Annotated in this window: 20 protein-coding genes and 1 other RNA gene; 8 read left to right on the top strand and 13 right to left on the bottom strand. The window is 64.1% G+C overall.

The window, feature by feature from the left end; all coding sequences use genetic code 11:
* Positions 1 to 199: 199 nt before the first annotated feature.
* The 11 genes from VC212_RS03435 to rpe form a co-directional block, all read right to left on the bottom strand.
* Complete coding sequence (locus tag VC212_RS03435) at positions 200 to 916, bottom strand: haloacid dehalogenase-like hydrolase (protein ID WP_055853237.1); 717 nt, start codon at positions 914 to 916, stop codon at positions 200 to 202.
* Complete coding sequence (gene trpC, locus VC212_RS03430) at positions 909 to 1,706, bottom strand: indole-3-glycerol phosphate synthase TrpC (RefSeq protein WP_311239007.1); 798 nt, start codon at positions 1,704 to 1,706, stop codon at positions 909 to 911. Before trpC ends, VC212_RS03435 begins: the two co-directional genes overlap by 8 nt.
* A 141-nt stretch (positions 1,707 to 1,847) precedes the next feature.
* Positions 1,848 to 2,885 (bottom strand): anthranilate phosphoribosyltransferase, encoded by a 1,038-nt coding sequence (trpD, locus tag VC212_RS03425; RefSeq protein ID WP_323514477.1) that lies wholly within the window; start codon positions 2,883 to 2,885, stop codon positions 1,848 to 1,850.
* Between the two features lie 126 nt (positions 2,886 to 3,011).
* Positions 3,012 to 3,644 (bottom strand): flavin reductase family protein, encoded by a 633-nt coding sequence (locus VC212_RS03420; RefSeq protein WP_323514478.1) that lies wholly within the window; start codon positions 3,642 to 3,644, stop codon positions 3,012 to 3,014.
* Between the two features lie 202 nt (positions 3,645 to 3,846).
* Positions 3,847 to 4,425 carry an aminodeoxychorismate/anthranilate synthase component II gene (locus VC212_RS03415; RefSeq protein WP_311239009.1) on the bottom strand — a complete coding sequence of 193 codons (579 nt, stop codon included), beginning with the start codon at positions 4,423 to 4,425 and terminating at the stop codon, positions 3,847 to 3,849.
* A 10-nt stretch (positions 4,426 to 4,435) separates the two neighbouring features.
* Positions 4,436 to 5,224 carry an SIMPL domain-containing protein gene (locus VC212_RS03410; protein WP_323514480.1) on the bottom strand — a complete coding sequence of 263 codons (789 nt, stop codon included), beginning with the start codon at positions 5,222 to 5,224 and terminating at the stop codon, positions 4,436 to 4,438.
* A gap of 18 nt (positions 5,225 to 5,242) precedes the next feature.
* On the bottom strand, positions 5,243 to 6,319 hold the full coding sequence (locus tag VC212_RS03405) for an aminotransferase class I/II-fold pyridoxal phosphate-dependent enzyme (protein ID WP_323514481.1): 1,077 nt from the start codon (positions 6,317 to 6,319) through the stop codon (positions 5,243 to 5,245).
* Positions 6,319 to 7,794: an anthranilate synthase component I gene (trpE, locus tag VC212_RS03400; RefSeq protein WP_323514483.1), complete on the bottom strand. Its 1,476-nt coding sequence runs from the start codon at positions 7,792 to 7,794 to the stop codon at positions 6,319 to 6,321. The genes VC212_RS03405 and trpE overlap by 1 nt, the downstream gene beginning before the upstream one ends.
* A gap of 619 nt (positions 7,795 to 8,413) precedes the next feature.
* A complete protein-coding gene (gene yegS, locus VC212_RS03395) occupies positions 8,414 to 9,343 on the bottom strand; it encodes a lipid kinase YegS (protein ID WP_055853249.1) in 930 nt (309 codons plus the stop codon).
* A 365-nt stretch (positions 9,344 to 9,708) separates the two neighbouring features.
* Positions 9,709 to 10,200, bottom strand: coding sequence for a GNAT family N-acetyltransferase (locus tag VC212_RS03390; protein ID WP_323514484.1), 492 nt, complete (start codon positions 10,198 to 10,200; stop codon positions 9,709 to 9,711).
* Entirely contained in the window at positions 10,197 to 10,868 is a 672-nt protein-coding gene (gene rpe, locus VC212_RS03385) for a ribulose-phosphate 3-epimerase (RefSeq protein ID WP_104614356.1), read from the bottom strand. Before rpe ends, VC212_RS03390 begins: the two co-directional genes overlap by 4 nt.
* Before the next feature lie 129 nt (positions 10,869 to 10,997).
* On the opposite strand from rpe, the gene VC212_RS03380 reads away from it, so the two are divergent.
* The gene (locus VC212_RS03380) at positions 10,998 to 11,837 is read left to right on the top strand and encodes an outer membrane beta-barrel protein (protein ID WP_323514485.1); all 840 of its coding nucleotides are present in this window, start codon (positions 10,998 to 11,000) and stop codon (positions 11,835 to 11,837) included.
* Positions 11,838 to 11,956: 119 nt separating this feature from the next.
* On the opposite strand, the gene VC212_RS03375 is transcribed toward VC212_RS03380, so the two are convergent.
* Positions 11,957 to 12,286, bottom strand: coding sequence for a DnaJ domain-containing protein (locus VC212_RS03375; RefSeq protein ID WP_055853254.1), 330 nt, complete (start codon positions 12,284 to 12,286; stop codon positions 11,957 to 11,959).
* Positions 12,287 to 12,493: 207 nt separating this feature from the next.
* Here VC212_RS03375 and VC212_RS03370 point away from each other — a divergent pair, with 207 nt between their 5' ends.
* Positions 12,494 to 13,420 carry a phosphoribosylaminoimidazolesuccinocarboxamide synthase gene (locus VC212_RS03370; protein WP_323514486.1) on the top strand — a complete coding sequence of 309 codons (927 nt, stop codon included), beginning with the start codon at positions 12,494 to 12,496 and terminating at the stop codon, positions 13,418 to 13,420.
* A 193-nt stretch (positions 13,421 to 13,613) separates the two neighbouring features.
* The gene (locus VC212_RS03365; RefSeq protein ID WP_323514574.1) at positions 13,614 to 14,267 is read left to right on the top strand and encodes a hypothetical protein; all 654 of its coding nucleotides are present in this window, start codon (positions 13,614 to 13,616) and stop codon (positions 14,265 to 14,267) included.
* 3 nt (positions 14,268 to 14,270) lie between these two features.
* On the opposite strand, the gene VC212_RS03360 is transcribed toward VC212_RS03365, so the two are convergent.
* Positions 14,271 to 14,347, bottom strand: a non-coding RNA gene (locus VC212_RS03360) — sX9 sRNA.
* Between the two features lie 335 nt (positions 14,348 to 14,682).
* Between VC212_RS03360 and VC212_RS03355 the strand changes: the two genes are divergently transcribed.
* The 5 genes from VC212_RS03355 (at position 14,683) to VC212_RS03335 (ending at position 20,393) form a co-directional block, all read left to right on the top strand.
* Positions 14,683 to 15,177: a hypothetical protein gene (locus tag VC212_RS03355; RefSeq protein ID WP_323514487.1), complete on the top strand. Its 495-nt coding sequence runs from the start codon at positions 14,683 to 14,685 to the stop codon at positions 15,175 to 15,177.
* 315 nt (positions 15,178 to 15,492) lie between these two features.
* The gene (locus VC212_RS03350) at positions 15,493 to 15,888 is read left to right on the top strand and encodes a hypothetical protein (RefSeq protein WP_311239014.1); all 396 of its coding nucleotides are present in this window, start codon (positions 15,493 to 15,495) and stop codon (positions 15,886 to 15,888) included.
* A 119-nt stretch (positions 15,889 to 16,007) separates the two neighbouring features.
* Positions 16,008 to 17,750 carry a peptidoglycan-binding protein gene (locus VC212_RS03345; RefSeq protein ID WP_323514488.1) on the top strand — a complete coding sequence of 581 codons (1,743 nt, stop codon included), beginning with the start codon at positions 16,008 to 16,010 and terminating at the stop codon, positions 17,748 to 17,750.
* Between the two features lie 451 nt (positions 17,751 to 18,201).
* The gene (locus VC212_RS03340; RefSeq protein WP_115558803.1) at positions 18,202 to 19,797 is read left to right on the top strand and encodes a M4 family metallopeptidase; all 1,596 of its coding nucleotides are present in this window, start codon (positions 18,202 to 18,204) and stop codon (positions 19,795 to 19,797) included.
* Positions 19,798 to 19,907: 110 nt separating this feature from the next.
* Positions 19,908 to 20,393, top strand: a complete 486-nt coding sequence (locus VC212_RS03335; RefSeq protein ID WP_115512754.1) for an Mpo1-like protein — start codon at positions 19,908 to 19,910, stop codon at positions 20,391 to 20,393.
* Position 20,394: the final 1 nt, after the last annotated feature.

Raw genomic sequence — 20,394 nt, 5'->3', positions numbered from 1 at the left:
TACCTCTTATAAGAGTGTTTTCAACCGATCAGACTGCACGGTCTGCATCGCGACTGCATCACAGTCCTGACGATCCATTGATTGCAGCGACCTCATGTACGTGCGGCCTACTCACTTGCGAAGCGGGCGGCCGGTAGCCGGACTGGGCGATGTCTTTGTCAATTGCACACAGTCCGCCACATAGAGGCTTGCGCCTGTCTCAGAGCGCCTTGCCACCACGGTCGCGACAACCCCAGTTGAGGATCGGCGTACCGGCAGGCAGCACCTGGCGGAACAGGTCTTCGCGATTGGCCTTGGGATTGACCACCACCGGCGCGCGTGCGGCCTTCAACAACGGCAAGTCTGCGGTGCTGTCCGAATAGGCGATGGCGATGTCCGCGTAGCCGCGTTCGCGCAGCATGCGCATCTTTTCTTCGTTGTGGCAGTGACGCCGCGCAGTGACCGCGCCCAGCCGTGGCCCGACCAGGCTGCCGATGACCGGCACGTCCTGATGGGCGACGAACCCGAGAATCGCGCGCGCAAGCTCGGGCGGCGCGCCGGTGGCGACCACCACGCGATCGCCGGCGGCCCGGTGGTCGGTGAAGACTTTCAATGCATGCGGAAGCAGACGCTGCCGGATCTGCGCTTCATGCTTGAGCACGTAGGCATCGATGAAGCGATTGAACTCGCGCGTACGGTGCAGGCCGAACGTGGCGATCCAGACGTAGCCGGACACCCCGCGGCGGCGGGTGGGCAGCATCGCCACCATGGGTCCGAGAATCGGCGAGGCCAATACCGCGACCAGCAGACGTAACGGATTGCGCTTGATCAACCAGGCAAACAGATGGCTGCCGGAGTCGCCGTCGTACAAGGTGTGGTCGAAGTCGAAGACCACCAACGGCGCATCGTCGCGCGGTGCGGGAAACGACTCAGTCATGCGCGAAGAATAGCTGACGCAGCGACTCGCCGGGTTCGGGCGCGCGCATGAAGGTCTCGCCGACCAGAAACGCGTTCACACCATGGCCGCGCATCAGCTGGACATCGGCATGGGTGACGATGCCGCTTTCGGTGACCAGGATGCGGTCGCGCGGCACCGCGGCGCGCATGTCCAGCGTGGTCTGCAGCGACACCTCGAAAGTGCGCAGATTGCGATTGTTGATGCCGATCAGCGGCACCGGCACCTGCACCGCGCGCTCGAGCTCGTCGATGTCGTGCACTTCCACCAGCACGTCCAGGCCCAGCTGCATCGCCAATCCGGACAGATCGACCAGCTGCGCGTCTTCCAGCGCCGAGACGATCAACAGAATGCAGTCGGCGCCCAACACGCGCGCTTCGTAGACCTGATAGGGGTCGACGGTGAAATCCTTGCGCAAGACCGGCAGCGTGCAGGCGTCGCGCGCCTGGCGCAGGTAGGCATCGGCGCCCTGGAAGAAATCCACGTCGGTCAGCACCGACAGGCAACTGGCGCCGCCAAATTCATAGCTGACCGCGATGTCGGCGGGGTGGAAATCGGGGCGAATCACGCCCTTGGATGGGCTGGCCTTCTTCACTTCGGCGATCACGGCCGGGTCGCCGGCAGCAATGCTGGCCTGCATGGCCGCGGCGAAACCGCGCGTGAGCGGCAGGTCTGCGCTGCGCGCGATCAGCTCGGCCAGCGGCACGCGCGCACTGCGCTCGGCGACTTCGTCGGCCTTGCGGGCAAGGATGGTGTTGAGGATATCGCTCATCGTATCGGGTCCTGGCGGGCGGGCATTATCGGTCAAGACGGCCGCAATGGGCCGCGGCTGCACGCCAACCTGTGCAGCATGCCTGCGGAAGGGTGAAGATGCCGCCGCATGATTGCCGAAGCGTTGCAGCGCCAGGCATGGTCAGTGCGATGCGCTGACCTGGCGCGTAAAGGCGACATACGCGTCCAATTTGGCGCGCGCCGAGCCATCGGCCAGCACGGCGCGGGCGCGCACGATGCCTTCGGCGATGCTGTCGGCAACGCCGGCGACGTATAGCGCAGCGCCAGCGTTGAGCGCAACGATATCCAGCGCCGGGCCGGGCACGTTCTCCAGCACCTGCAGCAGCATCGCGCGTGACTCGGCGGCATCGGCCACCTTGAGGTTGCGGCTGGCCGACATGGCAATGCCGAAATCTTCCGGATGCACTTCGTATTCGCGCACCTGGCCGTCGCGCAGTTCGCCAACCAGGGTGCCGGCACCGAGCGAGAGTTCGTCCATGCCGTCGCGCCCCCACACCACCAATGCGCGTTCGGCGCCCAACTCTTGCAACACGCGCGCCTGGATGCCGACCAGATCCGGATGGAACACGCCCATCAGGATGTTGGGCGAACCGGCCGGATTGGTCAGCGGGCCCAGGATGTTGAAGATGGTGCGCACGCCCATTTCGCGACGCACCGGCGCCACCACCTTCATGGCCGGGTGATGCACCGGCGCATACATGAAACCGATGCCGGTCTGCGCCAGCGATGCAGCAACCTGCTCGGGCTGCAATTCGATCACTGCACCCAGCGCTTCCAACGCATCTGCGCTGCCGGATTTGGATGAGACGCTGCGGTTGCCGTGCTTGGCCACCCTGGCACCGCCGGCGGCGGCCACGAACATCGCGCAGGTAGAGATGTTGAACGTATGCGACCCATCGCCGCCGGTGCCGACGATGTCGACCATATGCTGGCGATCGCTCACCTCCACGCGGCGCGAAAATTCGCGCATGACGGTAGCGGCGCCGGCAATCTCGCCGATGGTTTCCTTCTTGACCCGCAGCCCGGTGAGGATGGCGGCGACCATCATGTCGGAGACTTCGCCGCGCATGATCTGCCGCATCAATTCGACCATTTCGTCATGGAAGATTTCGCGATGTTCGATGGTGCGCTGCAGGGCTTCTTGGGGCGTGATGGGCATGGGAACGGCCATAGAAAAAAGGAAAACGGCTGCAAGCGAGGGCCTGCAGTGTGTCGCGCAGGGATCACCGCGCAGGGCTGCTACAGGCAGCCAGGTGCGCAGGACCGAATCGATGCGGTCAGTCGGTCATTGGCCGGGCCGACGCATCTGGAAGCGCGCCTGCGGCTGCACTTCGAAATAATCGGCCGGACCCCCGGCACGCAAAATGGTCTGCACCTTGGCCGGGTCGTAGACGCCGTTATCGAGCGCGGCGTGCGCAAGATGCACGCCCACCACTTCGCCAAGCACCAGCCAGGTTTCTACGGCCTGACCGCTTGCACTGTGCAGCTGCAGCAGTTGACTCAACCGACATTCGAAACTGACCGGGCTTGCCGCCACACGCGGCGCATCGATCAAACGCGACGGCGCCATCTGCAAGCCGGCAAGCGCGAACTCGTCGACCTCCGACGGCACCATCGCCGCGCTCGCGTTCATTGCTTCAGCGAGCGGGCGCGTGGCCAGATTCCAGGTGAACTGACCGGTCGCTTCGATATTGCGCAAGCTGTCCTTGCGCCCGATGCTGGCAAACCCGACGATCGGCGGGGTGTAGTTGAAGGCGTTGAAGAAGCTATACGGCGCCAGATTGGCGATGCCCTCGGCGCTGCGCGAGCCGATCCAGCCGATCGGACGCGGGCCGACGATGGCATTGAACGGGTCGTGTGGCAGCCCGTGGCCGTGCGCCGGTTCGTAGAAGTGCATGCTGTCGTTAGACGTGTTCATCGTGAAGCAACCTTGTCGAATTGCGCAGCGTGCAGGCCTTGCTTAGCGATGGTTTCGCTGTCTGTGTGCTGCAGCGAAACCGTCAGCAACCCACTGCGTAGTGCGCCGTAAGCACGCGTGCCGGCGCAGTAGTGCCACGCGGATACATCGCTGCCCAGACGAGCTGCACCGCCAGCGGCAACAGGTGTAGCGCCCATCGCGATCACCGCTCCAGAAAATTTTTCAGCAGGGCATGACCGTGCTGGGTCAGGATCGACTCGGGATGGAATTGCACTCCTTCCACCGGGAAATGACGGTGGCGCAGGCCCATGATCTCTTCCACCGAGCCATCCGGATTCTCGGTCCAGGCGGTGACTTCCAGCGCATCCGGCAGGGTGGTCTTGTCCACCACCAGCGAGTGATAGCGCGTGGCCTGGTAACTGTCTGGCAGGCCGGCGAACACACCCCTGCCCTCGTGGCGGATCGGCGAGGTCTTGCCATGCATGATGTTGCCGGCGCGGATCACATCGCCGCCATACACCTGGCCGATGCTCTGGTGACCCAGGCACACACCAAGGATGGGCGTGGTCTGGCCAAGCTGCTCGATCAATTGCAACGAGATACCGGCCTCGTTGGGTGTACATGGGCCGGGCGAGATCACGATGCGCTCGGGCTTGAGCGCAGCGATCTGATCGACGCTCATCGCATCGTTGCGCACCACGGTGACCTCGGCGCCCAGTGCCTGCAGGTACTGCACGAGGTTGTAGGTGAAGCTGTCGTAGTTGTCGAGCATCAGCAGCATGGCAAGGGACTCATTGCGCGATCAGGAAGACCGCATAGATGTTTTCGGTATAGGTGATGGTGCCGGTCAGCAGGCTTTCACCGAGACTTTGGGCACCCGCGCCTGGAGCAGGTGGCGGCGGAGGGGGCGGTGCCGGTGGCGAAGGCGGCGATACCGCCGAGCCCGGCCTGGGCACTGCGGGGGAAGACCAGGTGCCTGCTTCGACGCCATAGGCAAAGCTGGGGGCGACATCGGAGATGCTGTAGATCCCGCCAAGTCGAACGCCGTAGGCAGCGGCCAGCCCCTGCGCAGATTCGCGTGACTGCGTGGCTGCTTCGCGCTTGAGTGCTGCACGCAATGCGGCCGCATCGGCGAACGCTGTCTGCATCGACAGTACCTGGACATTCTCGTTGGCATCCAGTCCGCCGAGGAAGGCACGCACATCCTTCAAGGACGTGAAGGTGCCGCGAATCTTGCGCTCCACCTGGGTTCCCTGGAAGGCCAGCTTGCCGTTCTCATAGCGAGATTGCGGAGAGATCGACAGTGCGGAGGCGTAGAGCGAATCCTTCATCACGTGATTGCGCTGAAGCCCTTGCAAGACCTGCTTGGCGCGCTCTTCGACGAACTGCCGTGCCAGATCTGGCTGCAGGTCGATTTTGCTGATCTTGAGATCGACGATGAAACGATCCGGATCGACGGTACGAAATGCTTGCCCCTTCACCAGCAAGTGCGGCTGCGAAGGCAGGGTGTTGATCTGTGCCGATGCCATCACAGGCAACATCAGGGCACCAGCGAGCATCCAACCTGCGAGTCTTTTCATCGTCATCATCCTTGTGTCCTAGAAACGGTCCTGAAATGTGGGATTTTGCAGAAGCGCAGCAACATCCGCACACAACCGATCGACTGCATCGGCCGTGGTGGCCCACGAGGTCACGAAGCGAATGACCAGCCGTCCATCGCCGCGGGTTTCCCAGCGTTCGAAGTCGTAGCGCTGCGCGAGTTGCTCGGCCTGCTGCGCGGTGACGGCGATGAACTGCTGATTGGTTGGCGAGTCGCTGGTGAATTCCGCGCCCGCTGCCAGCAGGCCGGCGCGCAGACGCTGCGCCATGGCGTTGGCATGCGCGGCCAGTGCGAAGAACAAGCCATCTTCGAACAAGGTGGCGAACTGCGCACCGAGCACCATGCCCTTGGCCAGCAATGCGCCGCGTTGCTTGATCAGATAGCGCAGATCGGCCTGCAAGGCAGGATGGATCACGACCAAGGCTTCGCCGAGCAGCGCACCGTTCTTGGTGCCACCGATATAGAACGCATCGGTGAGCGCGGCAATCGTCGGAAGATCCAGATCATTGCCGTTGGCGGTGAGCGCCGCGCCTAGCCGCGCGCCGTCGAGGTACAGCAGCAGATCGTGTGCGCGACAAAAGCGCGACAGTGCATCGAGTTCGGCGCGCGTATAGATAGTGCCGCTTTCGGTGCTATTGGAAATGTAGACCAGCCGCGGCTGCACCATGTGCTCATTACTGTGCACCTCCAGCACTGGCGCGATCAATGCCGGCGTCAGCTTGTCGTGCAGCGCCGGCACCGTGAGCACCTTATGCCCGGTCGCTTCGATGGCGCCGGTTTCGTGCGTGGCGATATGCCCCGCTTCGACTGCAATCACTGCCTGATGCGGGCGCAAAAAAGCACTGATTGCGATCAGGTTGGTCTGCGTGCCGCCCACTAGCAACTGCACGGCAGCCTGCGGTTGCGCGATGGCAGTGCGAATCAATGCCGCAGCACGTTCGCTATGCCGATCGGTGCCATAGCCGCCGTTCTGCTCAGCACTGGCCTGCGCCAACGCCTGCAAGACACGCGGATGCGCGCCTTCGCTGTAATCGTTGCGAAAACTGATGCGCGGCGCACTGCCCTGCCCGTCCATCACAGCCCCTTTGCGGCCTGGGCGACGGCGCGAAACAGCGCGCGCCCCTTGTTCATCGTCTCCTGCCATTCCAGATCGGGGTCGGAGTCGTAGACCACGCCGCCGCCGGCCTGCACATACAGATAGCCGTCCTGGATGACCGCGGTGCGGATGGCGATGGCGGTGTCGGCATCGCCGTGCCAACCGATGTAGCCGACTGCACCGGAGTAGACGTTGCGCTTGACCGGCTCCAGCTCGCGAATGATTTCCAGCGCACGAATTTTCGGCGCGCCGCTGACGGTACCTGCGGGGAACGTGGCGCGCAGCACGTCGCTGTAATTGAGGCCAGCCTTGAGCGTGCCGGTAACCTCGCTGACGATGTGCATGACGTGGCTATAGCGTTCGATCACGAACTGCTCGCCCACCTTGACCGTGCCCGGTTCGGCAACGCGACCGACATCGTTGCGACCCAGATCGATCAGCATCACGTGCTCGGCGCGCTCTTTCGGGTCGGCCAGCAATTCTTCTTCCAGCGCCTTGTCCAGCTCCGGCGTTGCGCCACGCGGGCGGGTGCCGGCGATCGGGCGCACGGTGACCACGCCATCGCGCAGCCGCGCCAGGATTTCCGGCGACGAGCCGACGACTTGGGTGCCGCCGACATCCAGAAAATACATGTACGGCGAGGGATTGAGCGCACGCAGCGCGCGATACACATCCACCGGGCGCGCACGGAACGGCACACGCAAGCGCTGCGATGGCACCACCTGGAAGATATCGCCGGCGCGCACATACTCCTGCGCCTTGCGCACCACTGCGTGGTACTCCTCGCGGGTGAACGAGGAATGGAAATCCGATTCGTCGATGGCATCGGAGATCTGCGCCTGCGGATACCCGGCGCCGCCCTGACGCAGGCGATGCGCCAGCTCGTCCAGTCGGCGGTTTGCGCGCACATACGCCTGCGGCTGACGCGGGTCGGCATGCACGATCAGATACAGCCGACCCTTGAGATTGTCGAACACCGCCAGCTCTTCGGAGAGCATCAGCAGGATGTCGGGCGTGCCCAGTTCGTCGGGCTTGTCGCCGCTGCCCAGGCGCGGCTCGATGTACTGGATGCATTCGAAGCCGAACCAGCCCACCAGCCCGCCGGTGAAGCCGGGCAGGCCATCGAGTTGCGGCACTGAATGCTCGGCACGTAGCGCGTCGACTTCGGCCAACGGGTCGGCGACGTTGCGGGTGTCGATGACTTCGCCGTGTTCGCTGACTTCCAGCGTGTGGCCGCGGAAGCTGTAAACGCGCCGCGCCGGCAGGCCGATGATGGAATAGCGACCGAAGCGCTCACCGCCTTCGACCGATTCGAACAGATAGGTGTAGGCGCCGTCGGCGAGCTTCAGATAGACCGAGAGCGGCGTGTCCAGGTCGGACAGCACTTCGCGGACAACGGGGATACGGGTGTGACCTTCAGCGGCTTGGCGCTGGAACTGCTCTGCAGTGATCAAGACGACTTTCCTTCCGGGACTCTGTGGCGGGGCGGACGACGGCAACGGGCCACCATCGCCACCAGCGGCGAGCGGAAGAGAAGGAGCGTGGGGTCGTCAGGCGGGACACGTGGCTACTGTAGCGCAAGTGCCGCTTCAGGGCAGCAGGCGCGCGGGCGAATGCGGTGCGAATTGCGAAGGCGCGTTGTGTTGGTTTGGGTGTTGTCGGGCAGAGTCTGTCAACTCGGACTGGTATCTCGTTCCGGGCAACGCGAGCCTGTCGTTGCGGGCCTGTTGCGCTGTTGGCAGCCACTGCCCTGGGCCGTCGCAGGGCGAGGTACCTCTGGTGTCGGCATCGGTGTCGGCGCAGGGACCCTCACCCCAACCCCTCTCCCGGGGGGAGAGGGGCTGTGAGCGGCGCGCACTGCAGGTCGTTGTGCGCCTGTTGCGCTGTTGGCAGCCACTGCCCTGGGCCGTCGCTGGGCGAGGTGCCTCTGGTGTCGGCATCGGTGTTGGCGCAGGGACCCTCACCCCAACCCCTCTCCCGGGGGGAGAGGGGCTTTGAGCGGTGCGCACTGCAGGATCAGGTTTTCCAAATCCTGCGTTCGACTTCCCAATCCCGACTCCCCAATCACCGCGCTCACGCGCTAAGCAACGGGCAATCCACCGGCAAATGCATCCGCAGCCGCGCCGGGACGCAGTCGATATGGAAATGCAGCGAGGTTTCCGGTTCGCCATCCAGGTTCAACGTGAGCGGTTGATGCGAGACGATTTCCAGCCATGGCAGCCGCGCGCGGACGGCGACGCGTTCCAACGCCGCCTGCTTGCCGCTGGTGACCAGGGTGCCGAGCGTGGCGGCGACCTCGCCATTGAGCGCGGGCACGATGGTGACGTCGAGCAGGCCATCGTCGATCACCGCTTCCGGGCACAGCGCCTGGCCGCCGCCGGCCTGACGGCCGTTGCCCAGACCGAGTGCGATGAACTCGCCTTCCCAGCTGAAATCCGGACCTGAAAAGCGGGCACTGATTGGGTCGATCCGGCCCAGCCGCGACATGCCGGTGATCAGGTAGGCCAGGCCACCGAGCATTTTTTTGAGGCCGTCGTCGGTTTCCACGGTGACCTGGGTGCCGAAGCCGCCGCTGGCGACATTCGCGCACCAGTGGGGGCCATGCGGGGTGTCCAGGCGCAGCAGATCGATCGCTTGTGCGGGGCGCTCGGCAATCAGGCTCAGCGCATCGAGCGGCTCGATCGGGATGTTGGCGGCCGTGGCGAAATCATTGGCGGTACCCAACGGGACCAAGCCCAGCGATGGCAGGCTGGCGGCATCGCCGTCGTGGTGCGCGAGCGCGGCGGCCACCTCGCTCAAGGTGCCATCGCCGCCGGCCGCCACCACCGTGTGCACGCCATCGGCGACCGCTTCGGCGACATAGCGCTCGGCGTCGCCCTCTTCCCAGGTAACGCGTACCTCGAGCCGGACGCCGCGTTTGCGCAACTCCCCCACCGCCTCACGCAGGTCCAGATTATCGGTGGACTTGCCGTTGAGGATCAGACGCCAGTGGGACGGGGCCATGCGCGCTGCCGATGCTGTGAGAGTGGTGCACGCAGGCTAGCAGCGCGCCAATGGGTGGATCGTGAATACGTAATGCCACCGGGCTGTCATTGGCATGTCATCGATGACCCGGAGAGTAGAAGTCCATAGCAGGGACGACGGGCGGAGGCAGGATCAGCCTCCAATTTTCTTGAAGGCCGCTCCGGGTGGAGCGGCCTTCCTTTTGTGTGCGATGCCGGGCTTGGAGCGGCTAAGCAAGACGATTGCGCTCAGCGTCAGGCGGAGTTGGCATTGCGCGGGACGGCACCGACCACGCGCACATTCCGGCTCTGAGTGCGCCATCCACATCCAGCTGTCGACTGCTCGCGACAATCTTTCAGCCGCTCTTAACCGCCTGCGGCAAATGCGGCCAGGCGCTCGCCATCGAGCCGGTACACCGTCCAGCCGTCCATCGGGCGGGCGCCGACGGCTTGGTAAAAGTCGATGGCCGGTTGATTCCAGTCCAGCACCGACCATTCGAAGCGCCCGCAGCCACGCTGCACCGCCAGCTGCGCCAGATGCCGCAGCAGCGCCAGACCGGCGCCCTTGCCGCGCGCTTCCGGGCGCACGAACAGGTCTTCCAGATACAGGCCGTTGCGGCCCAGCCAGGTCGAGTAATTGAAGAAATACACCGCAAATCCCAGTGCCTGGCCATCGTGCTCGCAGATCAGCGCATGTGCGGTGGCGCCCTCGGCGAACAGGCTGGCACGCAGATCGTCGGGGCTGGCCTTGACCGCATCGGGCTCGCGCTCGTACACCGCCAGTGCGGTGATCAACGCATGCAGCAGCGGCACGTCATCGGGCGTGGCGCTGCGGATCTGCAGCGTGGCCGCACTCATCGCACCGCATCCACCGCTGCGCGCATCTGCGCGATCACATCGGCATAGTCGGGCGCGTTGAAGATCGCCGAGCCGGCCACGAAGGTATCGGCGCCGGCGGCGGCAATCGCGCCGATATTGTCGGCCTTGACCCCGCCATCGATTTCCAGGCGGATCGGCTTGCCCAGCGCATCGATCTTGCTGCGGATGGCACGCAATTTATCCAGTGCCGACGGAATGAATGCCTGCCCGCCGAAGCCGGGGTTGACCGACATCACCAGCACCAAGTCCAGCTCCGGCAGCACCCAATCGAGAATATCCACCGGGGTGGCCGGATTGAGCACCAGCCCGGCCTGGCAGCCGTGCGATTTGATCAGTTGGATGGTGCGGTGCACGTGGCGGCTGGCTTCGGGATGGAAGCTGATGGTGGTGGCGCCGGCCTCGGCGAAGTCCGGCACGATGCGATCCACCGGCTCGACCATCAGGTGCACGTCGATCGGCGCGGTGATGCCGTGCTTGCGCAGCGCCTGGCACACCATCGGGCCGATGGTCAGATTGGGCACGTAATGGTTGTCCATCACGTCGAAGTGCACCCAGTCGGCGCCAGCCTTGAGGACGTTGTTCACTTCTTCGCCAAGACGGGCGAAATCGGCGGACAGGATGGACGGGGCGATCGCCGTCGATTGCATGGGCAGCTCGTAGGAAGACGGAAACCTCATTGTCGCAACCCCTGCCCGACGAGGAAAGGCGTGCATCCGTGGCGGGCCCAACTGCGTATGCACTTGACCGGCGCAATGCGCCCGATTTGAGGAGACTCCATGAAAACCACCCCGCTCGCCTCCGCCGCCATCGTGTTGCTGGCCCTCGCTCCGTCCGCCTGGGCGCAAACCGGCCCGGCCGACTGGTCCGGCTTCTCCATTGGCGCCAATGTGGGCGGTGCCGATCCTGCCGGCGTGTCCGGCGGCCGTTTCGGCTTCGATACCAACCTGGATGGCCGCGACGGCGATCAGGTCAGCACCGCCACCGGCGCCGATGCGTTCTCGCCGGGCTTCTGCGGCGGCGCGGCGGCCGGGCGCACGCCGGCCAGCGGCTGCAGCAAGGACAAGGGCGGCGCCGAATACGGTGCGCGGCTGGGCTACGACTGGCAGGCCGGCAACTGGGTCTATGGCGTGGTGGCCGAATACACCCGCAACGACATCCGCGACAGCGTCAGCGCCTTCAGCACCACGCCTGCGCTGTACACCTTCACCCGCCAGCTCAACCGCACCGCCGCGCTGCGCGGCCGGATCGGCTATGCATTCGGCGCGCAGGGCGATTACCTGGCGTACTTCACCGCCGGCGTGGCGCGCGGCGAGTTCGACCACAGCTTTGCCAGCAGCAACACCGCCAACAGCTTCACCGGCAGCGGCGGCGACAGCGCCGACGGCTACCAGGCTGGCGTGGGCCTGCAGCGTCGTTTGAGCGACCATGTCTCGGTGGGCGTGGAATATCTGTTCACCCGCCTGCAGGACGAAGACACCCGCGTGCGCGTCGGTCCAGGCACCGCGCCTGCCACCAACCCGTTCCTGCGGGTCAATCCGGCCGGTACCGACCTGCGTCGCACCGACACCGACTTTTCGACCAATGCAGTGCGGCTGACGGCGACGTATCGCTTCTGATACAGGGCTGACGGCAGCGCCACCTGGGCTCGGCCTGGGTGGCGCTGTTTCTGTTTGGGATGGGCAGCGACCCTGCTTGCTACGACCTGTTGAACGCGCAATGCGTTCACCTCTGCCACTCAGCGCTTGCGCAGCCGCTGGATCCGGTCGTACGCGGCGTTGATCTGACTGGCTTTTTTCTCTGCCTGGCGGCGCGCCTCCGGCTCAGCGTTGATCACCTTGTCCGGGTGATAGCGCGACATCAGCCGGCGATAGGCCAGATCGATCTCGGCCGTGGTCGCGTCCGGCTCCAGTCCCAGGGCTTCGTACGGATTTTCCGCGCGCCGCTTGAACCAGCCGGCATCCACCGCGTGCCCGATGGCCAGGCCGATCATCAGCCCCACGAATGGCGCGCCGCGGAACAGCAAGGCGCCGGCCAATGCGCCGAGCAATTTTCCGTACCAGGACATGAGCAATCGGGGGTGGCAAGGCGGGCTGGCGATCTTACCCGAACGCCCGCCTGGCCTGGCTGACGGGCCGTCCACAACCGGTGCACGGCAGCCGCCAATAAATCCAGCGGGGCGCGCCGAAGCGCCGTACACTACGCGGCCCGCTGCCCACCCGCGGGCCCGCCGGGTCCCGGGGACAGCGTCATAGCGACGTCCTTAGGAGTGCCTGTGTCGACCACGCTGTTGCAATCCGATCTGCCCGGCCTGCCGTTGCGTCATCGTGGCAAGGTCCGCGATGTCTTCGATATTCCCCGCGACCGCCTGCCCGCCAACGCGCCGCCCGGCGACTATCTGTTGATGGTGGCCACCGACCGCCTGTCCGCGTTCGATGTGGTGTTGCCGGACCCGATTCCCGGCAAGGGCGAGATGCTGTGCCAGGTCTCCAATTTCTGGTTCCACAAGACCGAACACCTGATGCCCAACCACCTGGTCAACATCGCGGTGGAGCAGGTGCTGCCCGAGGGCGTGGACCCGGCGCTGTACACCAAACGTGCGGTGGTCACGCGCAAGCTCAAGCCGGTGCCGGTGGAAGCGATCGCGCGCGGCTATCTGATCGGCAGCGGCTGGAAGGACTATCAGCGCACCGGCAAGGTCAGCGGCATCGAATTGCCCGACGGCCTGCGCCAGGCCGAGAAACTGCCCGAGCCGATCTTTACCCCGTCGACCAAGGCCGCCGTGGGCGACCATGACGAAAACATCGACTTCGATGCGATGGTCAAGACCGTCGGCGCCGAACTGGCCGAACGCGTGCGCGATGCCACCTTGCGCATCTACCGCTTCGCCGCGGATTTTGCCGCCGAACGCGGCATTTTGCTGGCCGACACCAAGTTCGAATTCGGCACCGACGCCGATGGCCGCCTGTACATCATGGACGAGATGCTGACCCCGGATTCGTCGCGCTACTGGCCGGCCGATCAGTACGAAGTGGGCACCAGCCCGCCAAGCTACGACAAGCAGTTTGTGCGCGATTATCTGGAGACGCTGGACTGGGGCAAGACCGCACCGGGCCCGAGCCTGCCGACCGACGTCATCGACCGCACACGCGCCAAATACGCCGAAGCGCTGCAGCGGCTGGCCAATATTTCGGTTGATTGATGGCTTGAAGCCCCGAGTGCGGGGCTTTAGTTTTTGCGGTCGCCGATCATCGCTGTCGGCACTGGAGATGCCGGTAACGCATCGATCGATAATGCGCGCATGAAACAGGGCAATGCGCGCATTTGATGATGTGCGAGACTTCTTCCAGCGAACTGTTTCAGCAGTGTTCAAACCCAGCAGCCAGGTTTTGACGATGTCGCGTTCTTCAAGTAATCGCCTCACGCCATTGTCTCGAGTCATGCTGCCTGCGCTGTTGTTCGCAGCGATGGCATGCAGCGCTGGCGAGCCCATTGCTACGCAGGCCGCAGCACGCGCCTTACCGGCAGCACCTGCAGCGGTTACTGCTGTCGGTCAGCCATTCGCAGCGATGATCAAGGCAAGCGGCGTAACGTGTGCCAATCCACTCTCAGGCACAGGCTGTACGGCAGGCAATATCGATGCAGGCGATTTTTACGATGTGGAGCTGCTACCGGAGTGCGGTGACACAGGATTCTTCGCAGGCGTCGCGCGTGCAACGGGTGCCGACATACTTGATGCCGTGCCAGCCACGGGCAGCACTGCAACCACCACTGCTCGCCTGGCACAAGGTCAACTCGTCTGCGTGCAAGGCATCGCCCGCACCGGGCAGAATCCGCGCTATTACTACGTGATCGCAATCCCGGCGAGCAGTGTCGCTGCGTGCAAGAACGCGACGCTGTGTGAAACGTATGGCGACAGGCCGATCAAACGTTTGAAGCCAACGGGCGGCGCGGCCTGTCGGCCCGCTGCGCAGGGCCGCTATGTCGGCGACTGTGCACAGGGCTGGGTGGATGCAGATGCGCTGGACGTTTTCTCGAACGGGATTTAGGGCGGTTTATAAAACGTAGCGAGTCGTCGTCAGGCGGGTGTGGACGGCGCGCTCAAAACCGGAATATGCGCGTGGTACACGCTGCACTGAGCACCGGCCACGCTCGCCTGGCGATAAGCGCAGGAGTTTTGTCAGCCGCTCTAAGTTACGTTCCGCACATCGGGGATGCTAAGAGGAGCGCAATGCGCACGTGCGCCGACAGATGGTCCCGGTGACACACTGGTTCGATCAGCGGAGCCTGCGTGCCGTATCGGAACGGCCGCATCCCTCGAAACCACGGCTGCGTGCTCGCGGCGTTGCGCAGCCTCTTCACTAGCGCCGACGCTCAGACTGCAGAATCTTCACACACTACAACCGGGCGGCCGATAGACTTCCGTCGCGCGCACGCTGCCCCGACACGATCAGGAGGATCCCATTGGCTAGTTACCGTACTAACCTGACCGCTCTGGTATTGAGCTTGGCGCTTGCGGCCTGCTCCGCACAGGCGCCGCCGGCAGCCTCAGGCTCGCCGACAGCCGCCACGCCCGCGACCACCGTCGCAGCCACCGCGCCGGCACCGGCAGCGAGTTGCCCGGATACCGACTTCTCCGCGTTCTTGAAGCGCTTCAGTGCAGAGATCGCTGTGCAGGAGAAGGCTACCGCCGATCCGCTCACCATGGTCCAGCTAGACCCGGAGGCGCAGCCCGAGCCGGCACCGGTGACGCGCGAGGTCCCGCTTGCCAAGGTCGAGTGGCCGGTCATCCCCAACCTGGACGCTGTCCGCAACGGCGGCCGCGAAGTCGCCGTCTCCGAGGACGCTGGCGGTCGCCAGGTACTGGTCCGCACACCGAACACCGGCGACCAGCAGGTCTACCATTTCGCTCAGCGTCCGTGCTGGACGTTGGTCAAGGTGGACGACCAGTCGCTGTAACTCGGCAGCCGGTAGAGCCCACGCGGCGGACGTTACAGAAGGACGCGTTGATGCAGCTTTCGACGCTACGTAAGCCGCCGGCAGGCGTTCCGATGGATTGGGCATAGGGGCGAGATACTTTGATGAGACCTCCAAGGAGGCCAACCAATGCGACGTGACATGTTTCTGTTACCTGTGCTCGCTGCGACGCTGTGCTTGTCCGCCTGCGGCGACAAACCGATGTCCGCAACGAGTGCCCCAAGCGCGCCGGCGGCGGCGGCGCCCACTCCCCAACCTGCTGTTTCGGCGGAAGCGGTCCGACCAGGACAAAACGACATGATCAAGGAATGCCGCGGCATGCGCCTGCAATTGACCGCACTGCCTTCACAAGACGCAACTTCCACCAGGACGCGGGTGGACATGGAGCGCGAGGGCCAACGCCAGACCTTGCCCGCACCTGCCGAGATGGCGGAGTACACGCCCGTCGGGATTGGCTGTGCGGAAGATGGCAAGGGGACCGCCTACGCTGTCGTCCAGTATGGCGAGCTGCCCTATGGTTGCGAATTCTGCGAGTGGTTCTTCCTCTACGACGCCACAGGGAAACTGCTCAATCACGCGACCCCGCCGCTTCTCGAGCAGGACGGCCAGCAGAGCCCGAACAACGACGACTACGAACACATGCTTGAACAGCTGGGGTTGAAGCACCCCGAGCTATTGCCGTTCCAGTCTTGACTGGAACAAGAGATGCGCATGCACCGTCACGGATTTGGTGCATGGCGAATGAAGTACGCAGTACATGGAGCAACACCCCCGACACGGAAGAATCTGTCTCATAGAAAGGAACGCACATCATGACCGACGATACGATCTACACCGACATGGTCCAGCCCCGCGGCGCTGGATACAGCAGCGACAGAATCAAAGCCTGGAGCCATTATCGCGAGCCCATCGACAGCACCGATGGCCGGCTGCACGGCGAGTCCCGGCGCTGGGGCGATGCCAGTCCACAGACCCAATCCAGAGTGATCGACAGCCTGATCGATTCCTCGCGGGATGCCGGGCTTTCCGCGCGCGAGACCGCTTACGTTCTTGCCATCGCCCGCGTTGAATCAGGCTTCAATCCCGATGCCGCTGCGGGCACGACGTCTGCCTCGGGCCTGGGTCAGTTCATTGACCGCACTGGCGCGCATTACGGGGTCAACGCGTCCAACCGCTTCGACGTGCAAACGCAGTCGCAGGCATTGGTGCAACATTTTGTCGATAACCGCGACCTAGCGCGCAGCCGCGGCCAGGGTGAGGATTACATCTACAAATATCACCACGATGGTCCCAGCAAGGATTATGGTGGCCTTGCGCTGTCGCGGCGCGAGATTGCCCCTCATTTGGACAACTACACCCAGTTTGTCGAACAGCGTCTTGCCCAGACGCAGGGCAATACCGTGGACCGGCCGGCACCGGCACCGGCACCAGCGATGCACCAGGCCGAACCCAGCCATGGCGCTCGCAGCAATTTTCAGCAAACGATGGAACGCATGCTGCCTGGTCAAGGCCGTACCGATCCGCATATCACTGGTCATTATGGAGAGCACCGCGGTAGCCACGGGCCGCACGGCGGGACCGACTTCAACTACCAGGGTGGCCAAACAGGCCGCAATTTGCAGCATCCGACCGTGCATGCGCCGATCTCCGGGACCGTCACCTTCGCAGGCGGCAACTACGGCACCGTCAAGATTCGCGATGCACAGGGTAACTCGCACGAGATCCTGCACCTGGACGCACTCAAGGTAAAAGAAGGTCAGACACTGTCCGCGGGCGATGCCATCGGCACGATGGGTGGACGCGGCCCTGATGGTAAGAGCCAGTACGCACAGCATGTGCATTACCAACTGCGCGATGCCAACGGCAAGCTGACCAGTCCTGAGACGTTCTGGAATCAGGGCCATCAGCAGGAGTCCGGCGCTCGCCAATCCCAGCCAGCCACACCGGCCGGCAATGGCGCGCTGCGTCACGGCGAGCAGAGCGGCGATGTCGGCAAGCTACAGCAGGATCTCAATCGCCTTGGTGTACGCGATGCGCAGGGAAATCGGCTTGCCGAGGATGGGCGCTTTGGCGACAACACGCGCGAGGCGGTGATGGCGTTCCAGAAGCAGCATGGGCTGCAGCAGGACGGTGTCGTCGGTCGCGATACGCGGACGGCGTTGTCGGCGCCTGCGGCGCAGATTGCGGCCAAAGCGGCAGACGCCCCGGTGGCGGCGCCGAAGGGTCCGTCGCTCAACGATGCATCGCATCCGGACCATGCGTTGCACAACGCGATTCGCACCAAGCTGCCGAGCATGATCTCCAACGAGACCGCGGCCAACGTCACTTTGCAGGCCAAGCAGAACGGCATCGACAGCGCAGACAAACTGCAAAGCGTGACGGTGCAGGACGGCAAGGCGTTCGTGATGGGGACCACGCCTGGCTTCCGTGCGGCGGTGGATCTGAACCAGCCTGCCCCGCCATTGGAGCAGACCAGCGCACAGTTGCTGGCCGGCCAGTCGCAGCAGCAACAGGCGCACGAAGAGCAGCAAAAGGTCGCCATCGGCGGCCGCTGAGTTTTCGCAGCGCACGAAAAAGCCGGCCGGCCTGTATGGCCGGCTTTTTTGTATCTGCCTTTTCCCTGCACAACGGTTTATGCACTCGGCTAGAAGTGAGATCGCACGCCTTTGACTGCTGACTTCATGCAGCCGCGTCATTCACCGTGATCGTCTGCCGCACGACCCGCATGTCGGCGCATCAATCCACGGAATCTGCTGAGCACGAGAGAGAGATTGCGCGGACGCAAGGCTGCGGGAGCTCTGCGCGCAATGGGACAGACACATCTCTGCGATGCGGTCCGCAGCGCAAAGTGGCCGGGCGCACAGAACGCGATACATCCGTAATTTTTACTACTGTCCAGTTCGGGACTGTGCAAGCGTAGCTGCCGGCACCCGAGGTGCCATCGGCGACCGGCTGTCGGGGGGTGCCGCCGGTCTTTGCATTGCACGTTTTCTGGAGAGAGTCGTCATGCAATTCCATGTACTGGGCGCGGCAATCTGCTGCGCGCTATCGTTTTCTGCTGTCGCTACGGCTGCTGATTTATCCACCACTGCGGCGGTATCGCGTGCGCAGTCGCTGCTGGGGAACAACGCCGCAGCGCTGGCCAATCGTGCGCCGGCCGATACCTTTATCGCACGCGACAGCATCGTCGATGCCGATGGCACCGAGCATGTGCGCTTCGATCGTACCTATCAGGGCTTGCCGGTCATCGGCGGCGATGTGGTGGTGCATTCGCGGCGCGGGGTGATGCGGCAGTTGAGTCAAACCATGGACACCAACCTACGTCCCAGCCTGCTGCCGGGCATCGATACAGCCACCGCATTGCGCGTCGCAGGCGCGCAGTTCGATGTGCCGCAGGCTGCCGCGCCACGCGCCAGCCTTGCGCTGTACGCGCGCCAAGGCGCACCGCGTTTGGTGTATGAGGTGATCTATAGCGGTATCAAACCCGATCAGACGCCGACCGAAATGCATTACATCGTCGATGCGGCGGATCAACGCATCCTCGAATCCTGGGACACGGTGCATACCGCATGCGCAGGCGGCACCAGTGCGGCCGGCACCGGGCGCTCGCTGTATGCGGGTAGCGTGGCGCTATCGACCACGCGTTGCAGCAGCGGATATGAGCTGACCGATCTGAGCCGCGGTGGCGGTGCCACTTACAACCTGCGCAATGCCACCTCCGGCAACGGCACCTTGATCACCGATGCCGACAACACCTGGGGCAACGGCGCCACCAGCGATGCAGTGACGGTGGCTGCCGACGCGCACTTCGGCGTGGCGCTGACCTGGGATTACTTCAAGAACACCCACGCGCGCACCGGGATCGCCAACGACGGCAAAGGCGCGCGCAGCCGCGTGCATTACGGAAGCCGCTACAACAATGCATTCTGGTCGGACGACTGCTTCTGCATGACCTTCGGCGATGGCGACGGCAGCAGCCTGACGCCGCTGGTGTCGGTGGATGTGGCAGGCCACGAGATGACGCACGGCGTGACCAGCCGCTCGGCACGGCTGGTGTATTCCGGCGAATCGGGCGGATTGAACGAAGCCACCTCCGACATCATGGGCAGCATGGTGGAGTACTACGCCAACAACCCGGCCGAGCCTGGGAATTACCTGATCGGCGAAAAAATCATCCCCGGCAACAGCAGCGGGACGCTGGCGTTGCGCTACATGTTCAAGCCGAGCCTGGATGGCGATTCGCCGGACTGCTACCGCAGCGGCATCGGCTCGCTCAACGTGCATTACAGCTCCGGTGTGGCCAACCACTTCTACTATTTATTGGCCGAAGGCGCGGTAGTGCCGAGTGGTTTCGGTGCGGGCACCAGCTACAACGTGACCCCGGCCGGGCTGGTCTGCAACGGTAATACCGCATTGACGGCGATCGGCCGGGCCGCGGCCAGCCGTATCTGGTATCGCGCACTCACCGTCTACATGACGTCCTCCACCAATTACGCGGCAGCCCGTCGGGCGACGTTGAGCGCGGCCACCGATCTGTATGGCGGCACCTCCACGCAGTACCGCGCGGTTGCAGCCGCCTGGAGTGCGGTGTCGGTCAACTGATGCTATCCGGGCCTCCCCACGCCATTGGGGCGTGGTGGGGCCCGGTTGCCGGCAGAGCGCCACTGCGGCCGTTCGCACGCGTATGCTTGGAGTCATTCCTGGGAGGGAACATGACCGAACGCACCGCGACCGCGCGACCGATCGAGCGCTATTTCGCCAGCTATTCCGATGATCACCGCAACGACACCAATCAGCTGATCCACGTGGTGGCCGTGCCGGCAATCCTGTGGTCGGTGGTGGGGCTGCTGTGGTGCATTCCGGTGGGCGGCACCTGGTTCAGCAGCGGCGTGTGGGCGGCGTTGTCGATGTTTGCGGCGTGGTCGTACTACAACCGGCTGTCGCGCCCGCTCGGGTTGGGCATGCTGGGCATCTTCTTTTTCTTCGGCTGCCTGTGCCGGTTGATCGAAGGCCGGATCGGGCTGACTGGATTGTTCGCCACCGCGCTGTCGGTGTTCGTACTGGCGTGGATTGCGCAATTTGTCGGCCACAAGATCGAAGGTCGCAAGCCGAGCTTTCTGACCGATCTGACCTATCTGCTGATCGGGCCGATCTGGGTGCTGGCCAAGGTGTATCGGCAGTTGGGTTGGCGCTACTGAG

Origin of the sequence: Xanthomonas sp. WHRI 8932A (assembly GCF_035012785.1) — a bacterium.
Classification (GTDB): domain Bacteria; phylum Pseudomonadota; class Gammaproteobacteria; order Xanthomonadales; family Xanthomonadaceae; genus Xanthomonas.
This window is presented reverse-complemented; position numbering and strand designations above follow the sequence as displayed.

Coding starts and splice junctions, on each gene's coding strand:
- yegS (WP_055853249.1), bottom strand. CDS start 9,343: ATGGCCCCGTCCCACTGGCGTCTGATCCTCAACGGCAAGTCCACCGAT.
- VC212_RS03350 (WP_311239014.1), top strand. CDS start 15,493: ATGATCAAGGAATGCCGCGGCATGCGCCTGCAATTGACCGCACTGCCT.
- rpe (WP_104614356.1), bottom strand. CDS start 10,868: ATGCAATCGACGGCGATCGCCCCGTCCATCCTGTCCGCCGATTTCGCC.
- VC212_RS03435 (WP_055853237.1), bottom strand. CDS start 916: ATGACTGAGTCGTTTCCCGCACCGCGCGACGATGCGCCGTTGGTGGTC.
- VC212_RS03420 (WP_323514478.1), bottom strand. CDS start 3,644: ATGAACACGTCTAACGACAGCATGCACTTCTACGAACCGGCGCACGGC.
- VC212_RS03410 (WP_323514480.1), bottom strand. CDS start 5,224: ATGAAAAGACTCGCAGGTTGGATGCTCGCTGGTGCCCTGATGTTGCCT.
- VC212_RS03415 (WP_311239009.1), bottom strand. CDS start 4,425: ATGCTGCTGATGCTCGACAACTACGACAGCTTCACCTACAACCTCGTG.
- trpD (WP_323514477.1), bottom strand. CDS start 2,885: ATGCCCATCACGCCCCAAGAAGCCCTGCAGCGCACCATCGAACATCGC.
- VC212_RS03375 (WP_055853254.1), bottom strand. CDS start 12,286: ATGTCCTGGTACGGAAAATTGCTCGGCGCATTGGCCGGCGCCTTGCTG.
- VC212_RS03405 (WP_323514481.1), bottom strand. CDS start 6,319: ATGGACGGGCAGGGCAGTGCGCCGCGCATCAGTTTTCGCAACGATTAC.
- VC212_RS03365 (WP_323514574.1), top strand. CDS start 13,614: ATGTCGCGTTCTTCAAGTAATCGCCTCACGCCATTGTCTCGAGTCATG.
- trpC (WP_311239007.1), bottom strand. CDS start 1,706: ATGAGCGATATCCTCAACACCATCCTTGCCCGCAAGGCCGACGAAGTC.
- VC212_RS03380 (WP_323514485.1), top strand. CDS start 10,998: ATGAAAACCACCCCGCTCGCCTCCGCCGCCATCGTGTTGCTGGCCCTC.
- VC212_RS03345 (WP_323514488.1), top strand. CDS start 16,008: ATGACCGACGATACGATCTACACCGACATGGTCCAGCCCCGCGGCGCT.
- VC212_RS03335 (WP_115512754.1), top strand. CDS start 19,908: ATGACCGAACGCACCGCGACCGCGCGACCGATCGAGCGCTATTTCGCC.
- VC212_RS03340 (WP_115558803.1), top strand. CDS start 18,202: ATGCAATTCCATGTACTGGGCGCGGCAATCTGCTGCGCGCTATCGTTT.
- VC212_RS03390 (WP_323514484.1), bottom strand. CDS start 10,200: ATGAGTGCGGCCACGCTGCAGATCCGCAGCGCCACGCCCGATGACGTG.